The organism is Streptomyces sp. NPDC031111, from assembly GCF_055570675.1.
In genome coordinates, this window is the sequence record NZ_JBVIGS010000003.1 from 267,599 (window position 1) to 294,046 (window position 26,448).

General features: G+C 70.7%; 10 protein-coding genes. 3 read left to right on the plus strand and 7 right to left on the minus strand.

All coding sequences use genetic code 11. The annotated features are described in order from the left end of the window. The first annotated feature begins 1 nt into the window (after position 1). Positions 2-1,306, plus strand: coding sequence for an MFS transporter (locus ACZ470_RS08430; protein ID WP_468425625.1), 1,305 nt, complete (start codon positions 2-4; stop codon positions 1,304-1,306). A 12-nt stretch (positions 1,307-1,318) separates the two neighbouring features. On the opposite strand, the gene ACZ470_RS08435 is transcribed toward ACZ470_RS08430, so the two are convergent. Genes ACZ470_RS08435 through ACZ470_RS08465 form a run of 7 tightly spaced genes read right to left on the minus strand, consistent with a single transcriptional unit; the run spans position 1,319 to position 5,691 of the window. Continuing rightward, the gene (locus tag ACZ470_RS08435) at positions 1,319-1,735 is read right to left on the minus strand and encodes a hypothetical protein (RefSeq protein ID WP_468425627.1); all 417 of its coding nucleotides are present in this window, start codon (positions 1,733-1,735) and stop codon (positions 1,319-1,321) included. Positions 1,736-1,771: 36 nt separating this feature from the next. Beyond that, positions 1,772-2,173 (minus strand): hypothetical protein, encoded by a 402-nt coding sequence (locus ACZ470_RS08440; protein WP_468425629.1) that lies wholly within the window; start codon positions 2,171-2,173, stop codon positions 1,772-1,774. 55 nt (positions 2,174-2,228) lie between these two features. Further along, positions 2,229-2,864 carry a DUF6875 domain-containing protein gene (locus ACZ470_RS08445; RefSeq protein ID WP_468425631.1) on the minus strand — a complete coding sequence of 212 codons (636 nt, stop codon included), beginning with the start codon at positions 2,862-2,864 and terminating at the stop codon, positions 2,229-2,231. Then, a complete protein-coding gene (locus ACZ470_RS08450) occupies positions 2,861-3,424 on the minus strand; it encodes a hypothetical protein (protein WP_468425633.1) in 564 nt (187 codons plus the stop codon). Before ACZ470_RS08450 ends, ACZ470_RS08445 begins: the two co-directional genes overlap by 4 nt. A gap of 9 nt (positions 3,425-3,433) precedes the next feature. Further along, a complete protein-coding gene (locus tag ACZ470_RS08455; protein WP_468426285.1) occupies positions 3,434-3,634 on the minus strand; it encodes an MbtH family protein in 201 nt (66 codons plus the stop codon). A 45-nt stretch (positions 3,635-3,679) separates the two neighbouring features. Beyond that, positions 3,680-3,916: a hypothetical protein gene (locus tag ACZ470_RS08460; RefSeq protein WP_468425635.1), complete on the minus strand. Its 237-nt coding sequence runs from the start codon at positions 3,914-3,916 to the stop codon at positions 3,680-3,682. Further along, positions 3,913-5,691 carry a class I adenylate-forming enzyme family protein gene (locus ACZ470_RS08465; RefSeq protein ID WP_468426287.1) on the minus strand — a complete coding sequence of 593 codons (1,779 nt, stop codon included), beginning with the start codon at positions 5,689-5,691 and terminating at the stop codon, positions 3,913-3,915. Before ACZ470_RS08465 ends, ACZ470_RS08460 begins: the two co-directional genes overlap by 4 nt. Positions 5,692-5,777: 86 nt before the next feature. On the opposite strand from ACZ470_RS08465, the gene ACZ470_RS08470 reads away from it, so the two are divergent. Both ACZ470_RS08470 and ACZ470_RS08475 read left to right on the plus strand, forming a co-directional pair. Continuing rightward, entirely contained in the window at positions 5,778-13,673 is a 7,896-nt protein-coding gene (locus ACZ470_RS08470; RefSeq protein ID WP_468425637.1) for an amino acid adenylation domain-containing protein, read from the plus strand. Beyond that, positions 13,670-26,389, plus strand: a complete 12,720-nt coding sequence (locus tag ACZ470_RS08475) for an amino acid adenylation domain-containing protein (protein WP_468425639.1) — start codon at positions 13,670-13,672, stop codon at positions 26,387-26,389. The genes ACZ470_RS08470 and ACZ470_RS08475 overlap by 4 nt, the downstream gene beginning before the upstream one ends. The last annotated feature ends 59 nt before the right edge of the window (positions 26,390-26,448 follow it).

The window sequence follows — 26,448 nt, forward strand, 5'->3', positions numbered from 1 at the left end:
CATGATCAAGAAGCTCGCGGCAGTACTGCCCGACCTCGCGCCCTGGCGCTCCTCCCGGGACTTCCGCCTCCTGTGGGTGCAGGGCCTGGTCACCTACCTCGGCAGCGTCATGGCACTGATCGCGCTGCCGCTCCAGATCAAGGGGCTGACCGGCTCACCGCTCGCGGTCGGCGCGATGGGCGCCGTCGAACTGGTGCCCCTGGTGGTCTTCGGCCTGTACGGCGGAGCCCTCGCGGACGCGGTGGACCGGCGCAAGGTCATCGTGCTGACCGAAGCGGGGCTGGGACTGCTCGCCGTCCTCCTGCTGCTCAACGCGCTGCTGCCGAACCCCATGCTCTGGCCGCTCTACGTCGTGGCTGCCGGGGTGGCGGCGCTCGCGGGACTCCAACGCCCCGCCCTGGACTCGCTGCTGGCCCGGATCGTCCCGCACGACCAGCTCGCCGCCGCGGCCGCGCTGAACGCCCTGCGCTGGCAGGCGGGCGCGATCGCCGGACCCGCGCTGGCCGGACTCGTGGTGGCGTACGCGGGCAACGTCCCCGCCTACGCCACCACGGTGGTCTGCTTCTCGGCGTCGGTCCTGACGTGCCGTCGGCTCTCACCCGTGCCGCCCGTCGAGCACGCCGCCAAGCCGTCGTTGCGCGGCATCGCCGAAGGCGCCCGCTACGCCTGGTCGCGGCCGGTGCTGCTGGGCACCTACACGGTGGACCTGGCGGCGATGTTCTTCGCCTTCCCCAACACCATCTTCCCCTTCCTCGCCGACGAGCTCGACGCCGACTGGGCGCTGGGCCTGATGTACTCGGCGGGCGCCGTCGGGTCGCTCCTGGTGAGCCTGACCAGCGGCTGGGTCTCACGGACCCAACGGCACGGCCTGCTGGTGGTGTTCGGCGCCGCCGGCTGGGGCCTGGCCATGGCGGCGGCCGGCTGGACGGCGAACGTCTGGCTGGTACTGGTGTGCCTCGGCCTGGCCGGCGCGGGGGACATGCTGAGCGGGCTGGGCCGCTCGACCATCTGGAACCAGACCATCCCCGACCGGCTGCGCGGCCGCCTCGCCGGCATCGAGGTCCTCTCCTACAGCATCGGCCCGCAACTCGGCCAGGTCCGCGCCGGGGCCATGGCCGGCTGGACCGGCGCCCGCCCGGCGATCTGGAGCGGCGGACTCGCCTGTGTCGCCGCGGTCGGCCTGCTCACCGCGGCCCTCCCCAAGCTCGTCCGCTACGACGCCCGCACCGACGAGGACGCCCTCCGCCGCGCCGGCGAGGGCACCGAAACGACACCGGCCCGCGAGGGCGTCGCCACCGACGGGTAGCCCGCTGCCCGACTAGGATCTGGCGATCTCCTGCCGGAGTTGGTGGGTGAAGCGGCGCAGGAGGTCCAACGTCTCTCGGAACTCGGCCCGGCGGTCGTCCCTGCCGTCGGTGGGCCGGGTGCTCCAGACCCGCCGCGCGACGGCATCGGCGAGATCGACGGTGTCGTCGGAGCAGAGCAGATAGAGGGCCGAGCGTGCTTCCTGCAGCCGGTTCGCCAACTCATTGGCTCCCGGACCGTCGTCACTCAGCCGTGTTTCCTTGAGGTGGTCCAGCAACTGAACCACGGCCGTGTTGAAGCCGATCCCGGCTTTCAGCTTCTGTTCGCGGAGCCACATGCGGTCCTGTCGGCGCGCGGTGAACCACGACCCGAACACCACCCCTATGAGGCCGATGGCGGCCCCGATGGCCACGGGCAGTACGTTCCCCACGGTCAGCTCCCCCCGACGTACAGCGGCGCCCTGCGGCTACCACATGACCTGATGGAAGTCCATCGTGCCGAAGGTCGTGATGTCCATCGCGTAGCTCCACAACGCGTACCGCCGCTGATCGGTACGGCGATAGGTCTTGCCGAAACCGTTGTCGAGGATCTCGGTCCAGCCGTCGCCCTGTCCGTAGTGCGCGAACAGCCGGTTGTTGCGCCGCGACGCGTCCTCTTCGGACTCCGCCGGGGTCTGGTAGATCACCTCATGCAGCCGGCCGCGCCAGAGAGTGAGCAGCAGCCGGCCGCCGTCGACCACGTATGTGTCCACGACCGCGTCGGGAGCTTTCTCGTGAGGGCGCGACGACTCGAGTTCGCCGGGGGCCCGCACTTCGTCAGCGGCGCACAGCAACTCCAGCAACGGCAGGTCATCGGTGAGGCAGTCCATGAGGGGCCACCCTAGCCGGGTACGGGCTGTCGTCCGGCGGAGCGGTCGCCGGCACCTACGGCGGCGGACCACCGTAAGCCTGCTCGGCCTCCTGGTAGCGCTCCACCAGGAGCGGGTCCGCCACGGTGGATCCGGGTCCGAAGAACTTGCCGAACCGCTCCCGGTACTGCTGGAACCAGTGCGGTCGCTCGGACAGGAAGAAGACGTCGTGCAGGGCGATGGCGCGGATGGCGAACAGCGGCAAGGGTGCCTTGCTCACCGCGAAGCGGGGGTTGCGGGCGGCCGTCACCTCGCAGTTCTCGTGGAACTGGCCGATCATGAGCCCCTGTGCCACGAAGGCGTCCTTCACCCGGGCCTGGGCCTGGTCGAGCAGTCCGGTGTCCTCGCCGCGCAGGTCGGGAAGTGCGACCACCATGGCCCGCAGCATGGGATTGCGGCCCTGCCAGGTCGTCAGCTCGTACTCTCGCAGACTGCTGAGGGCGATCTCCTCGATCAGCTCGAGGGTCGGCGCGTGACCGGCCAACCGCAGGCGGATCTCCATCGTCCGGTTCTTGCGCGAGGGTGCCACGAAGGGACAGATGGGCCCCGTGCGGCCGATCTCCGGATGGCTCGCCGAGATGTACTCGGTCAGCCATTCCTCGACCGTCTCCAGCGCTGACGCGAAGTCGACCAGGGATGCCGTGGACGTCATGACGCACCGGTCGGTTCGGCGACGCGGCCGACGGCGACGCGGGCGAGCCGCTGGATCTCCGACTCGTCCGGGACACGGGCGTTGACGAAGGTGAGAATGTCGTCCTTCGCGACGATCACCCAGGCGGTCTCGATGCGGAAGTGGTCGACGGTGGACAGCCACCGCACCAGAAAGCCGCCGTCTCCCAACTCGACAGGCTCCAGGTCCACCCTCGAGATGTCGAGCCGCACGCCGTCGTTGAGTTCCATCCGGTACTGCGCGCAGGCGTGCACCGCGTCGAAGAGCTCCTGGTAGATCTGCCGGCAGGTCCCGTGGCCGAACCGGGCGACATGGTGGAACACCACCGATCCCACGACGTTCGTGAACAGCGCGGAGGCGTGGTGCACCGTCTCGGGGTGCGTGCCGTGCGTGAGCATGTTGGTCAGGTCGACGATGGCCCGCCCCGACTCGTCGCCGGAGACGAAGACGGGATCGTAGGCGGCGCTCGGCTCCTCGCCGTAGAACGACTCCTCGAGGTCCTCCTCCCGTAACAGCAGCTGCTGGAATGCGGCGTCGTCCATCGAGGTCTCCTATCGGCGCACGAGGCTCAGCGGGCGCATGTCGGTCCAGTGCTCCTCGACGTGTGCGAGGCAGGTCCGGCGGTCGCTCGGGCCGAGCGCGACCGTCCAGCCCGCGGGCACCTCGGCGAACGAGGGCCACAGCGAGTGCTGGCCCTCGTCGTTGACGAGCACCAGGAAGGTGCCGTCGGGGTTCTCGAAGGGGTTGCTCATCATCGCTCCCTGCGCATGCGGTCGGATGGGGGCCAGGGGTGCCGGTCAGTGCTCCTGCGCGACCCTGGTCACGTAGGTGTGGATGCCGTCGATCGAGGTGAACTGGGCCATGTCGTCGAACTGCGGGTCGATGACCACGCCGTGCCGCTCCTCCAGGACGTGCTGAAGGACCACCAGGGTGAAGGAGTCGATCACCAGCTCGGCGTCGTCGGTCAGTTCCTCGCCCGGCCCGAGTCCCGCGTTCTCGGTCAATATCGCCCTGAGGTCGTCTTTCGAGATCACCGGTCCCCCTGTGCCCGCGAGGGTGATTCCGACAGGACGCGTCCGTGCATCAGCGCACGGTCGCGGATCAGCTTCCCCATCGAGTTCCGCGGCAGCAGTCGCGTGACGTGGAACCTCTTGGGGACCTTGACGGGGCTCAGCCGCTCCCGGCACCAGGCCGTCAACTCGTCCGCGCCGACGGTGGCATCGGCGCCCACGAACGCCTCGATGACCTCTCCGTGCGTCACGACGGCTTCCGTCACCCGGTCGTGGGTCAGGAGGACGTTCTCCACTTCCGCGAGGTCGACCTTCAGTCCGCCGATCACGGCCAGCGAGTCGGCCCGGCCGAGCATGCTGAGCACCCCCGTCGCAGGGTCCTGCCGGACCCGGTCGTAGGTCCGCAGCCAGCCGTCCGTGTAGCGGTCCGCGTGCTCGCCGTACAGATACGGCGAGTGGTCCATCCGCACATACAGCTCCTCGTCGACGACCTTGACCTCGGCCCCCGGCACCGGAAGCCCCAGCTGCGGCGGGGCGGACGTGCCGGACAGGTCACCCGCGATCAGTCCGATCTCGGTCAGTCCGTAGACCGGGCTGATCGGCAGGCCGAAGCGTGCACGGAAGTTCTCGTACGTCTCCTGCGGCACCCGCTCACCGCCGGACACCGCAAGGCGCAGTGCGGGCAGTTGGGGCGGGTCGGCGACGCGGGACAGCAGGTCGTAGTGGACGGGCGTTCCGTAGACGGCGGTCGTCCCGGTCGCCGCCATGAGCCGTACGATCTCGGCCGGGCGCAGCGTCGGCGGGATGATCAGCGTCGCCCCGGACGCGAGGGCGTGCAGCACGCCGCTGACCAGGCCCATGTTGTGCATGACCGAGTTCAGCAACATCATCCGGTCGCCCGCGCCAGGGATTCCGGGGAGGGCGGCATGCCGGTCGATTTCGGCCAGCACGGAGTCGGCGGGGCGGCCGATCACCTTGGGCCGGCCGGACGAGCCCGAGCTGAACTGCACCAGTCGGACGCCGTCGACGGCGGGCCGGCCGTCCGGCAGCCGCCGGACCGTGAAGCCGGACTCCTGACGGAATCCGGCCACCGGCCCTCCGGCGCCGGACGCGGCGACGAGGTACTGCGGACGCACCAGCCGCGCCAGCGGTTCGTACTCCGCCGGTTTCAGCCGGAAGTCGACCAGAACCACCTGCGCCCCACGGCTCCACAGGGCCAGCAGAACCTGAATATAAGTGAAACTCGGCGTCATCCTCAGGAGAACCGAGCTGCCTTCGCCGATTCCCTGGTTCCGGAAACGCTCCTCAAACTCGGCCACCGCACCGCGTAACTGTCCCCGGGTGACCGAAGCGCTCGAAACGGCCCAGGGGTCGTCGTCCGCGCCACGGTTCAGCAGATGACTTACCCACTGCGTTTTTGCCATACGGGTTTCCTTTTGTGAAACATCCTCGGGAAACGTGCGATCGGCATTTGTGGAAAGTGAAGCTAACACCGCCGAGAAACGGCGTGCAAGAGCCCGCCGATCAAGGCGAACCGCCCCGCGAGCGACGCGCGGGGCCCTGCGCCGGCCGCCGCACCGGCAGGGCGCAGCCGGTCGCCAGGCCGCATCGGCGGGCACCGTGGCCGGTGCCGGGCGTGCGCGCGGGTCCCGCCGGGTTGTCCCGCGTGTCCCGCCGGCGGGACACGGCCCGGACATGCACGTGGCATAGCCGATTGATCTCCTTGACCCTCCGGATCGCCCGGGGTTAGGTTCCCTCTGTCGCGTTTCCGGGCGGTTGCGTCCGGCGCCTGTACACATACGGCGATCCACGTCGCTCCGACCAGAGCGGAGGTCGCCGTTTCACTTCTGCGCGAGCGAATTGACGACGCGTTTTCCAGGACATTGTGAGCTTTCATTCCTGCCTCTCCGGCCGTCCGTGCGGGGGAATTCTCGGAGGTGGAGACTTGTCCGTCAGTGCCGGCACGACGCTGCCCCTCACGGCTGCGCAACGCGAAATATGGATCGCCGAGCAGCGGCTGGGGAGGGGGAATCGCGTTTTCCGGGTGGGGGAGTATCTGGAGATCCACGGAGGCGTGGACCCGGAGCTGTTCGCGCAAGCCCTGAGGCTGGTCGTCGCCGAGGCGGAGGCGCTGCACGTCCGCTTCGTCGAGGATGCCGGCGAGGTCCGGCAAGCCCTCCAGGAGCCTGCCGAATGGCCACTCGCGGTCACCGACCTGAGCGCGGAGCCGGACCCCGAACAGGCCGCCCGCGCCTGGATGGACACCGCGGTCGCCCGGCCCATGAACCTGACCGAGGGTCCGCTGTTCGAGTACGCGCTCCTGAAGCTGAGCGCCGACCGCTTCTGGTGGTACCAGGGCTACCACCACGCCGTGATGGACGCCTTCGGGTCCTTGCTGATCACACGCCGGGTCGCCGACGTCTACACCGCACTGGCCGGAGGCGGCGCGGTGGGAGCGAGCCCATTCGGCACGCTGTCCGACCTGATCACGGCCGAACAGACTTACCGGGCATCAGGGCAATTCAACCAGGACAGGGCGTACTGGACGGAACGCTTCGCCGACCGTCCGCAGCCGGCCGGAATCGTCGGCACGCCTTCGACCACGCCGGAGCGCTATCTCCGGCACACCACCGCATTGGAGCCGGCGGAACACACGGCACTGCGCGACGCGGCCCGCCGGGCCCGCGCCCCCTGGTCGCACCTGGTCATCGCCGCCGCGGCCCTCCACGTCCACCGGACGACCGGCACGGCCACCGTCGTCCTGGGCCTGCCGGTGACGGCCCGCCTCACCCAGGTGGAGCGCCGCACCCCCGGCACGGCCGCCAACGTCCTGCCGCTCCGGCTCACGCTACGACCGGAGCTGACGCTCGGCGAACTCCTCGCCCAGATCGGCAAGGGCGTGCGCGAACTGGGCGGCCACCAGCGGTACCGGGCCGAGGACATCCAGCGCGACCTCGCACTGCCCGGCCGCCCGGGAACGTGGTACGCACCGGTCGTCAACGTCATGTCCTTCGACTACGCGATCACCTTCGCCGGACTGCCGACCACCGCGCACAACCTCTCCTCCGGCCTGGTGGGCGACTTCACCCTCGCCGTGTGGGACCGACGCGACGGCGCCGGGCCGGCCGTCGACGTGAACGCCCACCCCGAACTGTGCACGCGCGACGAACTGGCCGTTCACCACCGGCGTCTGCGCACGGCCCTGCGAGCCGTCACGGCAACGGATCCCTCCCGGCCGATCGGGCGGATCGATCTGCTTTCCGCGGAGGAGCGGGCGGTTGTGTTGGGGGTGGCTTCGGTTGGTGTGCCGTCGGGGGTGACGTTGCCGGGGTTGTTCGAGGCGCGGGTGGCGGCGGCGCCGGGTGCGGTGGCGGTGGTGTGGGAGGGGGCCTCGCTGTCGTACGGGGAGTTGAACGAGCGGGCGAACCGGTTGGCGCATGAGTTGCTGGGGCGTGGTGTCGGTCCGGAGGATGTGGTGGCTCTGGCTCTGCCGCGGAGCGCGGACCTGGTGGTCGCGGTCCTGGCGGTGCTGAAGGCGGGTGCGGCCTACCTGCCTGTTGATCCGGCGTATCCGGCTGCGCGTGTGGCCTATATGGTCGCCGACGCGGGACCGGCGCTTGTGCTGACGACGAGCGAGCATCGTGCCTCGGTGGAGGCGGCGGGCGGGGCGCCGGTAGTGCTGCTGGACGGGCTCGACGTGACGGATCGGTCGGCGGACAATCCTGTCACCGCACTCGCGCCCGATCATCCGGCGTACGTCATCTACACCTCCGGCTCCACCGGCCGACCCAAAGGCGTCGTCGTCGCCCATCGCAACGTGGCGCGGCTCTTCGACGCCACCCGGAAGTGGTTCGGCTTCGGCCCCGACGACGTGTGGACGCTGTTCCACTCGTACGCCTTCGACTTCTCCGTCTGGGAGCTGTGGGGAGCGCTGCTGCACGGCGGCCGGCTGGTCGTGGTGCCCTACGAGGTCAGCAGGACGCCCGGCGCCTTCCTGGCCCTGCTGGCCGAACACGGCGTCACCGTCCTCAACCAGACGCCGTCGGCCTTCCACCAGTTGGCGCAGGCCGACGCCGACGCCTCCCCGCCGGGCCCTGGACTCGCCCTGCGCACCGTGGTGTTCGGCGGCGAGGCACTCCAACCGTCCCGCCTCGCCGACTGGTACCGGCGCCACCCCGACGACACGCCGGCCCTGATCAACATGTACGGCATCACCGAGACCACGGTCCACGTGACGTACCAGCCGCTGACCCGGGAGCGGGCAACCGCGGCGGCGGCCAGCGTCATCGGCGTCGGGATTCCCGACCTGCGGACGTATGTGCTCGGCCCGGGGCTGGAGTTGGTGGCGCCTGGTGTGGTGGGGGAGCTGTACGTCGCGGGCGCCGGTGTCGCCCGCGGCTATCTGGGCAGGCCCGGTATGACGGCCGAGCGGTTCGTGGCGGATCCGTACGCGGCCGAGCCGGGCACGCGGATGTACCGCACCGGTGACCTGGTGCGGTGGAACCAGGACGGCGAGCTGGAGTTCGTCGGTCGCGCCGACCACCAGGTCAAGATCCGCGGCTTCCGCATCGAACCCGGCGAGATCGAGAACGTGCTGACCGACCACCCGGACGTCACCGAGGCGGCGGTGGTGGTCCGCGAGGAGCAGTCCGGCGATGCCCGCCTCATCGCTTACGTGGTGTTACGGGGAGCTCTCCGCGCCGGGGACGTACGGGAGTTCGCGCGGGGCCGGCTGCCCGACCACATGCTGCCGGCCGCCGTCGTCGTACTGGACCGCATGCCGCTCACCGCCAACGGCAAGCTGGACCGGGCCGCCCTGCCCGCGCCGGACTTCGCGCCGACCGGATCCGGACGGGAGGCACGCACGCCGCAGGAGCGGATCGTGTGCGATCTGTTCGCGCAGGTGCTGGGGCTGCCGAGGGTCGGCGTGGACGACGACTTCTTCGACCTGGGCGGGCACTCGCTGCTGGCCACCCAGCTCAACGGTCGGATCCGCGCCGCGTTCGGAGTCGAGCTGGAGATGCGCGCACTGTTCGACGGGCCGACGCCGGCCGCGGTGGCGGCACTCCTCGACACCGCGGGACCCGCTCGGCCGCCCCTGGCGGCGCGGGAACGCCCGCCGGCCCTTCCCCTCTCGTCCGCCCAGCGGCGGCTGTGGTTCCTGCACAAGATGGAGGGGCCGAGCGCCACCTACAACATCCCTCTCGTCGTGCGACTGACCGGCACGTTGGACCGTGACGCGCTGCGGGCCGCCCTCGGCGACGTGGTGGCCCGGCACGAGAGCCTGCGGACGGTGTTCCCCGAGACCGACGGTGCTCACGGTGCTCCGTACCAGCACGTCCTCGACAGTGCGAGCGTCGAGTTGCCCGTCACCGACATCACCGGGACGGAGCTGCCGGACGCCCTGAAGTCGGCCGCCCGCCACGCCTTCGACCTGGCAGACGAAATCCCGCTCCGCGCCCAGTTGTTCACGGTGTCCGAACACCGACACGCGCTGCTGCTCGTCCTGCATCACATCGCGGGTGACGGTTGGTCGCTGGGCCCGCTCGCCACCGACCTGACCCGTGCTTACACGGCGCGGGTGGAGGGGCGGGTGCCGGAGTGGCGTGCGTTGCCGGTGCAGTATGCGGACTACACGTTGTGGCAGAACGAACTCCTCGGCGATCAGGACGATCCCGACAGCCTGTTCGCCATGCAGATCGCTTACTGGACCGAGGCGTTGGCGGGTCTGCCGGATCAGCTGACCCTTCCCACGGACCGTCCGCGTCCGGCCGTGATGACCTACCGGGGCGATTACCTCACGGTCGATATCGATGCGGATCTGCACCGGCGGCTGTCGGATGTAGCGCGGGCGTCGGGTGCGAGTCTGTTCATGGTGCTGCAAGCCGGACTCGCGGCCCTGCTGACCCGACTGGGGGCTGGTGAGGACGTTCCGGTGGGCAGTCCGGTGGCCGGCCGTACCGATCAGGCGCTGGATGAGCTGGTCGGGTTCTTCGTCAATACGCTGGTCCTGCGTACGGACACGTCCGGTGAGCCGAGCTTCGCGGAGCTGATCACGCGGGTGCGGGAGCGGAGCCTGGCCGCCTACGCGCACCAGGACGTTCCCTTCGAGTACCTGGTCGAGCTCATCAACCCGACCCGGACCCTGTCGCACCACCCGCTGTTCCAGGTGATGCTTGCGCTCCAGAACGCCCCCGAGACCGAGCTCGAGCTTCCGGGGCTGCGAGCCGGGGTCGAGTTGGGCAGGACGGGTACGGCGAAGTTCGACCTGTTCTTCAGCCTCGCCGAGAAGCGCGGGGAGCGCGGCGAGCCACAAGGCCTCACCGGTGCCGTCGAGTACTCCAGCGACATCTACGACGCGCCCACCGTCCAGGCACTGTTCGACCGCTGGTTACGGCTACTGGACGCGGCCGTGTCCGATCCTGACCGCCCGCTGGCCGACATCGACATCCTCACCCCCGACGAACGCCGGCGTGCCGTGGTCGACTTCAACGACACGGCGCATGCCGTGCCGGATTGCTCGTTGGGCGAGTTGTTCCTGCGACAGGTGGCTGAGACGCCGAATGCCCCGGCGGTCACCGATGGCGCCGCCACGCTCACGTACGCACAGCTCGACGCGCGTGCCAACCACTTCGCGCACGAGATGATCGGCAGGGGGGTGCGGCCCGGTGACGCGGTCGGCGTTCTTCTGGAGCGTTCGATCGAGACGGTCACCACGGTCCTTGGCCTGATGAAGGCCGGCGCCGTCTACGTGCCCCTCGACGCCCGCTATCCGGCCGACCGCATCCGCCATGTCCTGGCCGACACCGGGGCGCGCTTGCTGATCACCGACAAGCGGTCGGCTCCGGAATCAGGTGCCGAAGCCGTGGAGTTGCTCCACATCGAGTCTCCTCCGCCCTTCGCGTCCGACCCCGGTGATCCCCGGGTGGGTGTGCGGTCGGAAGATGCGGCGTATGTGATGTACACCTCGGGTTCGACGGGCGCGCCCAAGGGGATCGTGGTGACGCATCGCAATGTCGCCGCTCTGGCTCTGGACCCGCGCTTTGACCGCTCGGCGCACCAACGGGTGTTGCTGCACTCGCCGGCGGCGTTCGACGCCTCCACCTACGAGCTGTGGGTGCCGTTGTTGGCCGGCGGGACCGTTGTCGTGGCTCCCGCGGGGAATCTCGATGTCCCGACCCTGCACCACAGCATCACCACCCAGGGCATCACCGCGTTGTGGCTGACCAGTTCCCTGCTGAACGTGGTCGCCGAGCACGCTGTGGACGCCCTGTCGGCTGTGCGGGAAGTGTGGACGGGCGGCGAGGCCGTCTCCGGGGCCACGGTGCGGCGCCTGCACGAGGCCTGCCCCGGTCTGACGGTCGTGGACGGGTACGGGCCGACGGAGACGACGACGTTCGCCACCCACCACCCCGTGCCGCGCCCCTACAGCGGGAGCGCGACGGTGCCGATCGGCCGTCCGATGGCCAACACCCGGGTCTACGTCCTGGACGCACGCCTGCGGCCGGTCCCGCCGCAGGTGACGGGCGAGCTGTACATCGCGGGGGCCGGTCTGGCCCGGGGTTATCTGAACAAGCCCGGTATGACGGCGGAGCGTTTCGTCGCCGATCCCTACGGTCCCGTGCCCGGCGGGCGCATGTACCGCACCGGTGACCTCGTGCGCTGCAACGCCGAGGGGGATCTGGAGTACATGGGCCGCGCTGATCAGCAGGTGAAGGTCCGCGGTTTCCGGATCGAACCCGGCGAGATCGAGAGCGTCCTGACGGCGCATCCGGCGATCGGCCAGGCAGCCGTGGTCGCCCACCACGACCAGCCCGGCCGCACCCGCCTGATCGCCTACGTCGTCCCCGACACCGACGAAACACCGGCAGACCTGCGTGAGTTCGTGAGGCAGCGGTTGCCCGACTACATGGCGCCGTCCACGTATGTCACCTTGGACCGGCTGCCGTTGACGGCCAACGGGAAGCTCGACCGGGCCGCGCTGCCCGCCCCTGATCCGGGCGCCCAGGCGGATGTGCCGCGTCGTGAGCCGCGGACCGAGCGCGAGCGACTGCTGGGGACGCTGGTCGCGCAAGCCCTGGGCGTGGACGAGGTCGGGCCCGACGACGACTTCTTCGCGCTCGGCGGGGACAGCATCGTCTCGATCCGGCTGGTCAGCCTCGCTCGCTCGGCGGGTGTCGGACTCACGGTCCGGGACGTCTTCGAGCAGCGGACCGCGGCCGGACTGGCCGAGGTCGCCGATGAACTGGCCGTGTCGGCACCCGACCCCGACGACTCCGGCGTGGGACGGATGGAACCGACCCCGATCATGCGCTGGTTCGACGCGCGCGGTGGCGACATCGACGCGTTCCACCAGGCGATGCTGCTGGAGGTGCCGGCCGAGCTGCGCCAGGACCATCTCGTCGCGGCCGTTCAGGCACTCGTGGACCACCACGACGCGCTGCGGTTGACCCGGACACCGGGCGGTCAGGGCAACGGGGAGTGGTCGCTGGAGGTGGCTCCGGTGGGGTCCGTGTCGGCCGCGGACCTGGTACACCGTGTCGAGACCGCCGGCGCCGCCGTCGACGCGACGCTGGTCCGCGCACAGGCGGAGGCGGCGTCCGCCCGTCTGTCGGCCGAGCGTGGCCTACTGGTTCAGTTGGTCTGGTTCGACGCCGGACCGGCCGTACGGGGCAGGCTGCTGGTCGTCGTCAACCATCTCGTCGTCGACGGGGTGTCCTGGCGGATCCTGCTTCCCGATCTCATCGCCGCCTGCGAGGCCGTCGGGGGCGGTCGTCCCCCACGGCTGGACCCGGTGGGCACCTCCCTGCGCCGCTGGGCGGGTCTCCTCACGGCCGAGGCCCGGCAGCCGGCCCGCACCGCCGAGGCGGCGCTGTGGAGCGAACTGCTCACCGCGGCCGACCCACCGCTGACCACTGGCCGGCTCGATGCCTCGCGGGACACCGTGGGCCGCGCCCGCGAGCTCACCCTCTCCCTGCCGCCCGAGGTCACCACCCCGCTCCTGACGACCGTGCCCACGGCCTTCCACGCGAAGGTCGACGACGTCCTGCTCACCGCGCTCGCCCTGGCGGTCGCCCAGTGGCGACGGACCCACACACGCGGGCGGCACACGGCTCTTCTGGTGGACGTGGAGGGACACGGGCGCGAGGAGGTCTTCGAGGGCACGGACCTCTCGCGCACCGTGGGGTGGTTCACCTCGCTGTTTCCCGTCCGCGTCGACCCGGGCCCCCTGGCGTGGGATGAGGTCGTCGGCGGCGGGCCGCCGCTCGGACAGGCCCTGAAACGGGTCAAGGAACAGGTGCGCTCCCTGCCCGACCGGGGCATCGGCTACGGCCTGCTGCGGCACCTCAATCCGGAGACCGGGCCGGAGCTGGCCGGGCTCGCCGTACCGCAACTCGGATTCAACTACCTCGGCCGGTTCCCCTCGGCGGGCGCCCCGGTGGTCCCCGGCCGCCCGGAATGGACCGTGGCCGCCGAGACGGGCCTGCTGAGCGGCGCCGACCCGGCGACCGCCCTGGCGCACGGGCTCGAGGTGAACAGCATGGTCCGCGACGCCCCGCACGGGCCGGAACTGGAGGCCGTCTGGACCTGGGCGCCGGATCTCTGGACCGAACGGCACGTCCGAGCCCTGGCCGACCACTGGTTCCGAGCGATCCGCGGACTGGTCCGGCACGGCGAGGGCTCCGGCACCGGCGGCCACAGTCCCTCGGACTTCCCCCTGACCGAACTCAGCCAGCACGACATCGAGCAGCTCGAAGCAGCGTGGAGGGTGCAGAAATGACGTCGTCGGGCCTGGAAGACATCCTCCCCCTCTCTCCGATGCAGGAGGGGCTGCTGTTCCACTCCCGCTACGAGCAGGACGGCGCGGACGTCTACGCGGTGCAGCACGTCTTCGCCATCGAGGGCGACCTCGACACGGCGCGGCTGCGGGACGCCGTGCTCGCGCTCGTCCAACGGCACCCGAACCTGCGAGCCGGCTTCCGGCAGGTGGACTCCGGCCGGACCGTGCAGCTGATACCGCGCCAGGTCGACGTTCCCTGGGACGAGTTCGACCTGTCGTCCCTTCCCGATGCCGACGCGGAGGGGGAACTGGCCCGGCTCGCCGCCAAGGAGCACGCCCGCCGGTTCGACCTGGCCGAGCCGCCCCTGCTGCGCTTCTCCCTGGTGCGCCTGGCCGCCGAACGCCACCGCCTCATCATGACCACCCACCATGTCCTGCTCGACGGCTGGTCGACGCCACTGCTCGTGCGCGAGTTGACCACGCTGTACGACAGCCGGGGCGACGCCACCGTGCTGCCCCGAGTGGCCCCCTACCGGCAGTATCTGGGGTGGCTCGCGCAGCAGGACCAGCCGGCGGCGGAGGCCGCCTGGCGGGAGGCGCTCGGCGGACTCGAGCAGCCGACGCTGCTCACCCCGGTGGATCCGGGCCGCCCCGGACTGATGCCGGAGCGGATCACGGTGGAGCTGGACGAGGACCGCACGGCAGCGCTGGCCGACTGGGCGCGCCGGCACGGGGTGACCCTGAACACCGTGCTCCAGGCCGCCTGGGGGCTGGTGCTGAGCCGGCGCACCGGCCACGACGACGTCGTGTTCGGGGCCGTCGTGGCAGGCCGCGACCCTCAACTGCCCGGCGTCGAGAGCATGGTGGGTCTGCTGATCAACATGGTGCCGGTGCGGGTGTCCCTGGACCCGGCGCAGTCACTGCTGACCACCGTCGAACAGGTGCAGAGCGCGCAGTCGCGGCTCACCGGGCACCACCATCTCGGGCTCGCCCGCATCCAGCAACTGGCCGGGCTGGGCGACCTCTTCGACACCTCTCTGGTCTTCGAGAACTACCCGTGGGACGAGCCCGGCGAGCGGCCGGGGACCGGGCTGCGGATCACCCCTGACCTGGCCCATGGGCGGGACGCGACGCACTATCCACTGACCCTGGTCGCCGCCCCTGGCCGCCGTCTGTACCTCCGCCTCGACTACCGCGACGACCTGTTCGACCGGGCGACGGCCGCCGGGTTCGTCGACCGGCTGATCCGGGTGCTCGACCTCGTCGTCACGGATCCCTCTCGGCCGATCGGGCGGATCGATCTGCTCTCCGCGGAGGAGCGGGCGGCTGTGTTGGGGGTGGCTTCGGTTGGTGTGCCGTCGGGGGTGACGTTGCCGGGGTTGTTCGAGGCGCGGGTGGCGGCGGCGCCGGGTGCGGTGGCGGTGGTGTGGGAGGGGGCCTCGCTGTCGTACGGGGAGTTGAACGAGCGGGCGAACCGGTTGGCGCATGAGTTGCTGGGGCGTGGTGTCGGTCCGGAGGATGTGGTGGCTCTGGCTCTGCCGCGGAGCGCGGACCTGGTGGTCGCGGTCCTGGCGGTGCTGAAGGCGGGTGCGGCCTACCTGCCTGTTGACCCGGCGTATCCGGCTGCGCGTGTGGCCTATATGGTCGCCGACGCGGGGCCGGCGCTTGTGCTGACGACGAGCGAGCATCGTGCCTCGGTGGAGGCGGCGGGCGGGGCGCCGGTAGTGCTGCTGGACGGGCTCGACGTGACGGATCGGTCGGCGGACAACCCTGTCACCGCACTCGCGCCCGATCATCCGGCGTACGTCATCTACACGTCCGGCTCCACCGGCCGACCCAAAGGCGTCGTCATGCCCGCCGGTGCGCTGGTGAACCTGCTGGAGTGGCACCACGAGGCGGTCGGTGGCGAACCCGGCACGAGGACCGCGCAGTTCACGGCCATCAGCTTCGACGTCTCCGCGCAGGAGATGCTGTCGGCCCTGATGTACGGCAAGACCCTGGTGATCCCGGACGAGGACGTCCGGCGGGACGCGGCCCGGTTCGTCGAGTGGCTGGACGAGCACGACGTGGAGGAACTGTTCGCGCCCAACCTCGTGCTGGAGGCCGTCGCCGAGGCCGCCGTCGAGCAGGGACGCGCGCTGCCCCGGCTGCGGACCATCGCGCAGGCCGGCGAGGCCCTGACGCTGAGCCGCGTCGTCCGCGAGTTCCACACCTCGGCACCGGAGCGCGTGCTGCACAACCACTACGGCCCCACTGAGACCCACGTGGTCACGGCCCACACCCTGAGCGACGACCCCGACAGCTGGCCGCTCACCGCGCCGATCGGCGGGCCCATCGCCAACACCCGGTCCTACGTGCTGGGTTCGGGGATGGAGCCGGTGGCGCCCGGTGTGGTGGGGGAGCTGTACATCGCGGGATCCGGTGTGGCCCGTGGCTATCTGGGCAGGCCCGGTATGACGGCCGAGCGGTTCGTGGCGGACCCGTACGGCCCCGAGCCCGGTGCTCGGATGTACCGCACCGGTGACCTGGTGCGGTGGAACCAGGACGGCGAGCTGGAGTTCGTCGGCCGCGCCGACCACCAGCTCAAGATCCGCGGCTTCCGCATTGAGCCCGGCGAGATCGAGAACGTCCTCACCGAGCACCCCCACATCACCCGGGCCGCCGTGGTCGCCCGCGAGGACCGGCCCGGCAGGACCCGGCTGGTGGCCTATGTGGTGGCGCCGGAGACTCTGCGGCCCGAGGACGCGAGGGAGTTCGTGCGCGAGCGGCTGCCCGAACACATGGTGCCCTCGGCCGTCGCACTCCTGGACAGCCTGCCGCTGACGGCGAACGGCAAGCTGGACCGGGCCGCCCTGCCCGCGCCGGACTTCGCGCCGACCGGATCCGGACGGGAGGCACGTACGCCGCAGGAGCAGATCGTGTGCGATCTGTTCGCGCAGGTGCTGGGGCTGCCCCGGGTCGGAGTGGACGACGACTTCTTCGAACTCGGCGGCCACTCGCTGGTGGCCACCCGGCTGATCGCCCGCATCCGGGCCGCCTTCAGCGTCGAGATCGGCCTGCGCACGCTCTTCGAGGCACGGACCGCGGGCGCGGTCGCGGCCCGGCTCGACACCGCCGGGCCCGCACGGCTCGCCCTGACCAAGCAGCAACTGCCCGACGCGGTGCCCCTGTCGTTCGCCCAGCGCAGGCTGTGGTTCCTGCACAAGATGGAGGGGCCGAGCGCCACCTACAACATCCCACTGACTCTGCGGCTGAGTGGTGAGTTGGACCGTGACGCGCTGCGGGCCGCTCTCGGTGACGTGGTGGCCCGGCACGAGAGTCTGCGGACGGTGTTCCCCGAGGCCGACGGCACCTCCTACCAGCACGTCCTCGACAGTGTGAGCGTGGAGCTGCCCGCCACCGACATCACCGGGACGGAGCTGCCGGACGCCCTGAAGTCAGCGGCCCGACACCCCTTCGACCTGGCGACCGAAATCCCCCTGCGTGCCGAGCTGTTCCGCCTCGCACCCGACCACCACGTCCTCGTCCTGGTCCTGCATCACATCGCGGGTGACGGTTGGTCGCTGGGCCCGCTCGCCACCGACCTCACGCGTGCTTACACGGCGCGGGTGGAGGGGCGGGTGCCGGAGTGGCGTGCGTTGCCGGTGCAGTATGCGGACTACACGCTGTGGCAGAACGAACTCCTCGGCGACCAGAACGACCCCGACAGCCTCTTCGCCACGCAGATCGACTACTGGACCGAGGCGTTGGCGGATCTGCCGGATCAGCTGACGCTGCCTACGGACCGTCCGCGTCCGGCCGTGATGACCTACCGGGGCGATTACGTCACGGTCGACATCGACTCGGATCTGCACCGGCGGCTGGCCGATCTGGCGCGTGCCTCGGGTGCGAGTCTGTTCATGGTGCTGCAAGCCGGACTCGCGGCCCTGCTGACCCGACTGGGGGCTGGTGAGGACGTTCCGGTGGGCAGTCCGGTGGCCGGCCGCACCGACCAGGCGCTGGATGAGCTGATCGGGTTCTTCGTCAACACGCTGGTCCTGCGCACGGACACGTCCGGTGACCCGACGTTCGCGGAGCTGATCACGCGGGTGCGGGAGCGGAGCCTGGCCGCCTACGCGCACCAGGATGTCCCCTTCGAGTACCTGGTCGAGCTCATCAACCCGACCCGGACCCTGTCGCACCACCCGCTGTTCCAGGTGATGCTCGCCCTCCAGAACGCCCCCGAGGCCAGTTTCCGGCTTCCCGGTCTGACGATCGAGGTCGCTCCCGGACGGACCGGGACGGCGAAGTTCGACCTGTTCTTCAGCCTCGCCGAGCAGCGCGGTGCCCACGGTGAGCCGCAGGGCATCAGCGGTGCGATCGAGTACTCCAGCGACATCTACGACGCCCCCACAGTCCAGGCCCTGTTCGAGCGTTGGCTGCACTTCCTCGACATCGCCACCACCCACCCCGACCAGCCCCTCAACCACATCGACATCCTCACCCCCGACGAACACGGGCAGCTGCTCGGCACTTGGCTGGAGACCGAGACCGAGATCGGCGAGAAGCCGCTGCCGGTCCGCTTCGCCGAGCAGGCCGCCGCCACCCCTGACGCCGTGGCCCTGATCGCCGGGGACACCTCCCTGACCTACGCGGAACTGGACCGCCGCGCCAACCGCCTCGCGCACCTCCTGCTGCGCCGAGGCGTGGGGCCGGACCGCGTGGTCGCGCTGGCTCTGCCACGTTCGGCCGAGCTGGTGGTCGCCCTGTTGGCCGTGCTCAAGAGCGGCGCCGCGTACCTGCCGCTGGACCCGGACCACCCGGCCGGCCGCCTCGCCCACGTACTCGAGGACGCACGGCCCGCCCTGCTGCTCACCACGCTGTCGACGGACTCGCGGACGCCGAGCGGTGGTTCGGCGGAACGACTGGTGCTGGACTCCCCGGACGTACACGCCCTGCTGGCCGCCCGCCCCGAAACCGACCCGGTCGAGACCGGCCACGCAGCGCCGCCGGCGCCCGAGGCCGCCGCGTACGTGATCTACACATCCGGCTCGACCGGTCGCCCCAAAGGCGTGGTCGTCCCGCACGCGCCGCTGCTCAACTTCCTGGAGGCCATGCGGCGCAAGGTCCCGCTCCGGACGGGGGAACGGCTGCTCGCGGTCACCACGGTAGCGTTCGACATCGCCGCGCTGGAGCTGTACCACCCACTCCTGTCGGGCGCCACGGTCGTCCTCGCACCGAAGGAGGCCGTCCCTCAACCGTCGGCCGTGCTCGACCTGATCGCCCGGCACGGCGTCACGGTCGTACAGGGCACGCCCTCGCTGTGGCAGCTCCTGGTGGCGCATGAGCCGGAGGCGCTGCGGGGCCTGCGCATCCTGGTCGGCGGTGAGGCGCTGCCCACACCACTCGCGGAGTCGATGCGCACGCTCACCGACGACCTGACCAACCTGTACGGCCCCACCGAGACCACCATCTGGTCGACCGCCGCGGACCTGGCCGACGGCGCGGGCGCACCGCCGATCGGCCGACCGATCGCCAACACGCGTACGTACGTGCTGGGTTCGGGCCTGGAGTTGGTGGCGCCCGGTGTGGTGGGGGAGCTGTACATCGCGGGATCCGGTGTGGCCCGTGGCTATCTGAACAAGCCCGGTATGACGGCCGAGCGGTTCGTGGCGGACCCGTACGCCCCCGAGCCCGGTGCTCGTATGTACCGCACCGGAGACCTGGTGCGGTGGAACCAGGACGGCGAGCTGGAGTTCGTCGGGCGCGTCGACCACCAGATCAAGATCCGAGGCTTCCGCATCGAACTCGGCGACATCGAGGAGGTCCTCACCGACCACACGGACATCGCGCAGGCAGCCGTCGTCGTCCGCGAGGACCAGCCCGGTGACACCCGACTCGTCGCCTACGTCGTGGCCGACACCTCGGCGCTCGACCACGACGAAGCTGTGGAGCAGGACCAGCTCAGCGAGTGGCAGAGCCTGTACGACGCCGTGTACAACGCTGCGGAGCAGACGGCCTTCGGCGAGAACTTCGCCAGCTGGAACAGCAGTTACGACGGCGAGCCGATCCCGCTGCCCGAGATGCGGGAGTGGCGTGACACGACCGTCGACCGCATCCGGTCCCTACGGCCGCGCCGCGTCCTCGAAATCGGTGTCGGCACCGGTCTGCTCCTGGCCCGGCTGGCGCCCGAGTGCGAGGAGTACTGGGGCACCGACTTCTCCCGCACCGTCATCGACGAGCTTCGGTGGCACGTCGACGCCGATCCCGTCCTGGCCACGCGGGTACACCTCCGCACCCAGCCGGCCCACGACTTCGGCGACCTTCCGCAGGGGCACTTCGACACGATCGTGCTCAACTCCGTGGCCCAGTACTTCCCGAACGCCGGCTACCTGGAGCAGGTCGTTCACCACGCGCTCCGCGCCCTCACCCCAGGTGGCGCCCTGTTCCTGGGCGACCTGCGCAATCCGCGGTTGCTGCGGACGTTCGCCTCCGGTGTGCAGACGGCGCGTGCCGAGGACCCGAGCGACACGGCCGCGATCCGCCGCGCCGTCGAGCAGAGCCTGGTCCTGGAGAAGGAACTCCTCGTCGACCCCGAGTACTTCAGCGCCCTCGCCCACCACGTCCCCGACCTGGCGGGCACCGACATCCAGCTCAAGCGCGGCACCGCCCACAACGAACTCACCCGCTACCGCTACGACGCCACCCTCTACAAGACCGGCATCACCCCCCACCCCCTCGACGACGCCCCCACCCGGCCCTGGACCGCTCACGCCGACGAACAAGCCAACCTCGGGGATCTGAGGCAGCAGTTGGCGGCCGAACGGCCCGCGGAACTTCGCCTGACCGGCGTCCCGAACCCCCGCCTCGTCCAAGAACTCGCCGTGCGACAGGCCCTCGAAGACGACACACCCCTGCCCGACCGCCCCACCGCGTCATCAACCGGCCTCGAGGCCTTCCACGCCCTGGGCGACGAGCACGGCTACTGGACCGGCATCACCTGGAACACCCAGGACACCGACGCCGTGGACATCGTCTTCGTCGATAGGAGCCTGCTGTCCGGCCGCGCACCCGTCGGCACTTACGCCGCGCTTCCCACCAGCGCCTCCACCGCACCCCTGTCCACGTGGGCGACCAACCCTGCCGCCCGCCGCGGCACCGGTGCCCTGGTCACCAAGCTCCGTGAGCACACCCGCGACCATCTGCCCGACTACATGGTCCCGTCGGCCATCGTCCCCCTCGACCGGCTCCCCCTGACGGCGAACGGCAAGCTGGACCGGGCGGCCCTGCCCGCGCCGGAGTTCGCGTCGGCCGGGTCGGGACGCGGGGCGCGCACGCCGCAGGAGCAGATCGTGTGCGATCTGTTCGCGCAGGTGCTGGGGCTGCCGAGGGTCGGCGTGGACGACGACTTCTTCGACCTGGGCGGGCACTCGCTGCTGGCCACCCGGCTGATCGCTCAGATCCGTGCCGCGTTCGGCGTGGAGCTGGAGCTGCGTGCGCTGTTCGAGGGTCCGACGCCGGCCGCGGTGGCCGCACTCCTCGACACGGCCGCCCCCGGACGCCTGGCCCTCACCGTCCGCAGGCGACCCGAGGTCATGCCGCTGTCCTTCGCCCAGCGCAGGCTGTGGTTCATCCACAAGATGGAGGGGCCGAGCGCCACCTACAACATCCCGCTGGCCCTGCGGCTGAGTGGTGAGTTGGACCGTGACGCGCTGCGGGCCGCTCTCGGTGACGTGGTGGCCCGGCACGAGAGCCTGCGGACGGTGTTCCCCGAGGCCGAGGGCGTCCCCTGCCAGCAGGTGCTGTCACCCGAGGCGGCCGTCCCGCACCTCGCCGTCCACCCAACCACCGAGGCAGAGCTGCCGGACGCCCTGAAGTCGGCCGCCCGCTACGCCTTCGACCTGGCAACCGAGACCCCGCTGCGCGCCGACCTCTTCGAACTCTCGGCGCAGGAGTACGTACTGCTGCTGGTCGTGCATCACATCGCGGGTGACGGTTGGTCGCTGGGACCGCTCGCCACCGACCTCACGCGTGCTTACACGGCGCGGGTGGAGGGGCGGGTGCCGGAGTGGCGTGCGTTGCCGGTGCAGTATGCGGATTACACGTTGTGGCAGAACGAACTCCTCGGCGACCAGAGCGACCCCGACAGCCTGTTCGCCACGCAGATCGACTACTGGACCGAGGCGTTGGCGGGTCTGCCGGATCAGCTGACCCTTCCCACGGACCGTCCGCGTCCGGCCGTGATGACCTACCGGGGCGATTACGTCACGGTCGACATCGACTCGGATCTGCACCGGCGGCTGTCGGATCTCGCGCGGGCGTCGGGTGCGAGTCTGTTCATGGTGCTGCAAGCCGGACTCGCGGCCCTGCTGACCCGACTGGGGGCTGGTGAGGACGTTCCGGTGGGCAGTCCGGTGGCCGGCCGCACCGACCAGGCGCTGGATGAGCTGATCGGGTTCTTCGTCAACACGCTGGTCCTGCGCACGGACACGTCCGGTGACCCGAGCTTCGCGGAGCTGATCACGCGGGTGCGGGAGCGGAGCCTGGCCGCCTACGCGCACCAGGATGTCCCCTTCGAGTACCTGGTCGAGCTCATCAACCCGACCCGGACCCTGTCGCACCACCCGCTGTTCCAGGTGATGCTCGCCCTCCAGAACGCCCCCGAGGCCAGTTTCCGGCTTCCCGGTCTGACGATCGAGGTCGCTCCCGGACGGACCGGGACGGCGAAGTTCGACCTGTTCTTCAGCCTCGCCGAGCAGCGCGGTGCCCACGGTGAGCCGCAGGGCATCAGCGGTGCGATCGAGTACTCCAGCGACATCTACGACGCGCCCACCGTCCAGGCCTTGTTCGAGCGTTGGCTGCACTTCCTCGACATCGCCACCACCCACCCCGACCAGCCCCTCAACCACATCGACATCCTCACCCCCGACGAACGCCGGCGTGCCGTGGTCGACTTCAACGACACGGCCCATGCCGTGCCGGATTGCTCGTTGGGCGAGTTGTTCCTACGGCAGGTGGCTGAGACGCCGAATGCCCCGGCGGTCACCGATGGCGCCGCCACGCTCACGTACGCACAGCTCGACGCGCGTGCCAACCACTTCGCGCACGAGATGATCGGCAGGGGGGTGCGGCCCGGTGACGCGGTCGGCGTTCTTCTGGAGCGTTCGATCGAGACGGTCACCACGGTCCTTGGCCTGATGAAGGCCGGCGCCGTCTACGTGCCTCTGGATGCCCGCTATCCGGCCGACCGCATCCTCCATGTCCTGGCCGACACCGGCGCCACGCTGGTGGTGACGGACGACGCGTCTCAGCCGCAGCTCCCGGCGGATGCGGCAGACGTGTTCGTCATCGACTCCACACCTGAGGGAGAGGAGCAGCGCGAAGCGCCTGGGGTGGGTGTGCGGTCGGAAGATGCGGCGTATGTGATGTACACCTCGGGTTCGACGGGTGCGCCCAAGGGGATCGTGGTGACGCATCGCAATGTCGCCGCTCTGGCTCTGGACCCGTGCTTTGACCGCTCGGCGCACCAGCGGGTGTTGCTGCACTCGCCGGCCGCGTTCGACGCCTCCACCTACGAGCTGTGGGTGCCGCTGCTGAGCGGCGGGACCGTCGTCGTGGCCCCGGCCGGGGACCTGGACGTCCCCGCCCTGCACCACACCATCACCACTCAGCGTGTGACCGCGTTGTGGCTGACCAGTTCCCTGCTGAACGTGATCACCGACCACGCTGCCCAGGTGCTGTCGGGGGTACGACAGGTGTGGAGCGGCGGCGAGGCTGTTTCCGGGGCCACGGTGCGGCGCCTGCACGAGGCCTGCCCCGGTCTGACGGTCGTGGACGGGTACGGACCGACGGAGACGACCACGTTCGCCACCCACCACCCCGTGCCGCGCCCCTACAGCGGGAGCGCGACGGTGCCGATCGGCCGTCCGATGGCCAACACCCGTGTCTACGTTCTCGACGCACGCCTGCGGCCGGTCCCGCCGCAGGTGACGGGCGAGCTGTACATCGCGGGGGCCGGTCTGGCCCGGGGGTATCTGAACAAGCCCGGTATGACGGCCGAGCGGTTCGTGGCGGATCCGTACGCGGCTGAGCCGGGCACGCGGATGTACCGCACCGGTGACCTCGTGCGTGCCAACGCCGAGGGGGATCTGGAGTACATGGGCCGCGCCGACCAGCAGGTGAAGGTCCGCGGTTTCCGGATCGAACCCGGCGAGATCGAGAACGTCCTCACGGCCCATCCGGCGATCGGCCAGGCCGCCGTGGTTGCCCACCACGACCAGCCCGGCCGCACCCGCCTGATCGCCTACGTCGTCCCCGACGCCGGCGGACCGACGGGGGACGAGGAGGAGCGGGACCAGATCGGCGAGTGGCGGGATCTCTACGACTCGCTGTACTCGGCGCCCGGTTCGACGCCGGGCGAGGACTTCTCCGGCTGGAACAGCAGTTACGACGGCGAGCCGATCCCGCTGCCCGAGATGCGGGAGTGGCGTGCGGCCACGCTCGAGCGGATCAGGGCGCTCCGGCCGGGCCGTGTCCTGGAGATCGGTGTCGGCACCGGTCTGCTGCTGTCCGGACTGGCGCCCGAGTGCGAGGAGTACTGGGGCACGGACTTCTCCCCGGTCGTCGTGGAGGAACTGCGGCGTCATGTCGACGCCGACCCCGGGCTGGCCCGGCGGGTCAGGCTCCGGGTGCAGGCCGCCCACGAGCACGGCGACCTTCCCCAGGGGCACTTCGACACGATCGTGCTCAACTCCGTCGCCCAGTACTTCCCGAACGGCGGATACCTGACGCAGGTCGTCGAGCAGGCCTTCCGCCTGCTCGCGCCAGGTGGCGCCTTGTTCCTGGGTGACCTGCGCAATCCGCGGTTGCTGCGGACGTTCGCTTCCGGTGTGCAGACGGCGCGTGCCGAGGACCCGAGCGACACGGCCGCGATCCGCCGCGCCGTCGAGCAGAGCCTGGTCCTGGAGAAGGAACTCCTCGTCGACCCCGAGTACTTCAGCGCCCTCGCCCACCACGTCCCCGACCTGGCGGGCACCGACATCCAGCTCAAGCGCGGCACCGCCCACAACGAACTCACCCGCTACCGCTACGACGCCACCCTCTACAAGACCGGCATCACCCCCCACCCCCTCGACGACGCCCCCACCCGACCCTGGACCCGTGACCTGGGTGCCCTCGCCGATCATCTGGGCAGCGCGCGGCCCGACCGGCTGCGCGTCACCGGGGTACCCCACGCGCGCATCGCGGCCGACCTCGCCGCACAGCGCGCGCTCGAGTCCGGGACGGCACCGGACGTCCGGGACCCGGCCGGCGTCGATCCGGAGGACTTGCACCGCCTGGGCGAGAAGTACGGCTACTGGACGGCGATCAGCTGGAACGGGCACGACCCGGCCGCCCTCGATCTCACGTACGTCAAACGCGAACTGCTCGGCGAGGGGGTGCCCGTCGGTGCCTACGCGCCCACGGGCGCGGCCGGCCCCGGCACGCCGTTCTCCTCCTGGACCACCAGTCCGGCCACCGGCCGTGGCAGCGGCGCCCTGCTCATGGCCGTACGGGAGCACCTGCGCCGTCGGCTGCCCGAGTACATGCGCCCCGCCGCCGTCGTTCCGCTCGACCGGCTGCCGCTCACCTCCAACGGCAAGCTCGACCGTGCCGCGCTGCCGGCGCTCGAACCGGAGCGCGCCGACATCGGGCGGGCGCCGGCCACCCCGCAGGAGCAGGTGGTGTGCGAACTGTTCGCGGAGGTCCTCGGCCGACCGGTGGTCGGTGCGAGCGAGGACTTCTTCGACCTGGGCGGGCACTCGCTGCTGGCCACCCGGCTGATGGCCCGGCTGCGCGCGGCCTTCGGTGTCGAGCTGGGCGTGCGGAGCCTGTTCGAGGCGCCGACACCCGCCGGGATCGCGGCCCGGCTCGACGTCGACGACGCGGACGGCTCGTACGAGGTGATGCTGCCGCTGCGCTCCGCGGGCAGCGGGCCGCCGCTGTTCTGCATCCATCCGGGCGGAGGCATCAGCTGGTCGTACAGCGCCCTCATCAAGCACCTGGGGCCGCAGTACCCGCTGTACGGCATCCAGGCGCGCAGTCTGGCCCGGCCGGAACCCCGGCCCGCCAGCATCGAGGAAATGGCGGTGGACTACGCCGACCAGATCCAGCGGGTGCAGCCGCACGGGCCGTACCACCTGGCCGGCTGGTCGTTCGGCGGGCTGTGCGCGCACGCGCTGGCCGCGGAGTTCCAGCGGCGCGGCGAACCGGTGGCGCTGGTCGCGGTGCTCGACGTGATCCCCGACTGGCAGGGCCTCACCCACGCCGACGTACCCGCCCCGGACGACCGGGTGATGCTGCTCTACCACGTGGGTCTCGTCGACGACGGCAGTCACCACCACGACGAGGAGATGACCTTCGCCAAGGCGCGGGAGATCCTCCGCCGCCAGGGCAGTGTGCTGGCCAACCTGGAGGAGGACCGGCTCACGACGATCACCGAGATCTCGGCGAACAACACCCATCTGACAGTCGACTACCGGCCCGGCCCGATCGACGGAGACCTGCTGCTGATCGCCTGCTCGGAGGAGCAGGATCCGCCGGTGACCGCCAGGGCCTGGCAGCCGTACGTGCGCGGCTCCGTCGAGGCCCATGTGGTGCCCGGCGACCACGGGTCGATGCTGACCCGCCCGGACACGCTGGCCGAGATCGGCCGCATCCTCTCGGCCAAGCTCCACGACCTCACCGGCGACGAGTGACCTTCGCGGGCCGCCCCACCAGGAACCCGCCGTCCGCTGTCCGCGAGGACCGACACCCG

Bases quoted from the DNA above. Each gene is read 5' to 3' on its own strand.
- ACZ470_RS08430 (WP_468425625.1), top strand. From the start codon at position 2: ATGATCAAGAAGCTCGCGGCAGTACTGCCCGACCTCGCGCCCTGGCGC.
- ACZ470_RS08440 (WP_468425629.1), bottom strand. From the start codon at position 2,173: ATGGACTGCCTCACCGATGACCTGCCGTTGCTGGAGTTGCTGTGCGCC.
- ACZ470_RS08445 (WP_468425631.1), bottom strand. From the start codon at position 2,864: ATGACGTCCACGGCATCCCTGGTCGACTTCGCGTCAGCGCTGGAGACG.
- ACZ470_RS08450 (WP_468425633.1), bottom strand. From the start codon at position 3,424: ATGGACGACGCCGCATTCCAGCAGCTGCTGTTACGGGAGGAGGACCTC.
- ACZ470_RS08455 (WP_468426285.1), bottom strand. From the start codon at position 3,634: ATGAGCAACCCCTTCGAGAACCCCGACGGCACCTTCCTGGTGCTCGTC.
- ACZ470_RS08465 (WP_468426287.1), bottom strand. From the start codon at position 5,691: ATGTGTACAGGCGCCGGACGCAACCGCCCGGAAACGCGACAGAGGGAA.
- ACZ470_RS08475 (WP_468425639.1), top strand. From the start codon at position 13,670: ATGACGTCGTCGGGCCTGGAAGACATCCTCCCCCTCTCTCCGATGCAG.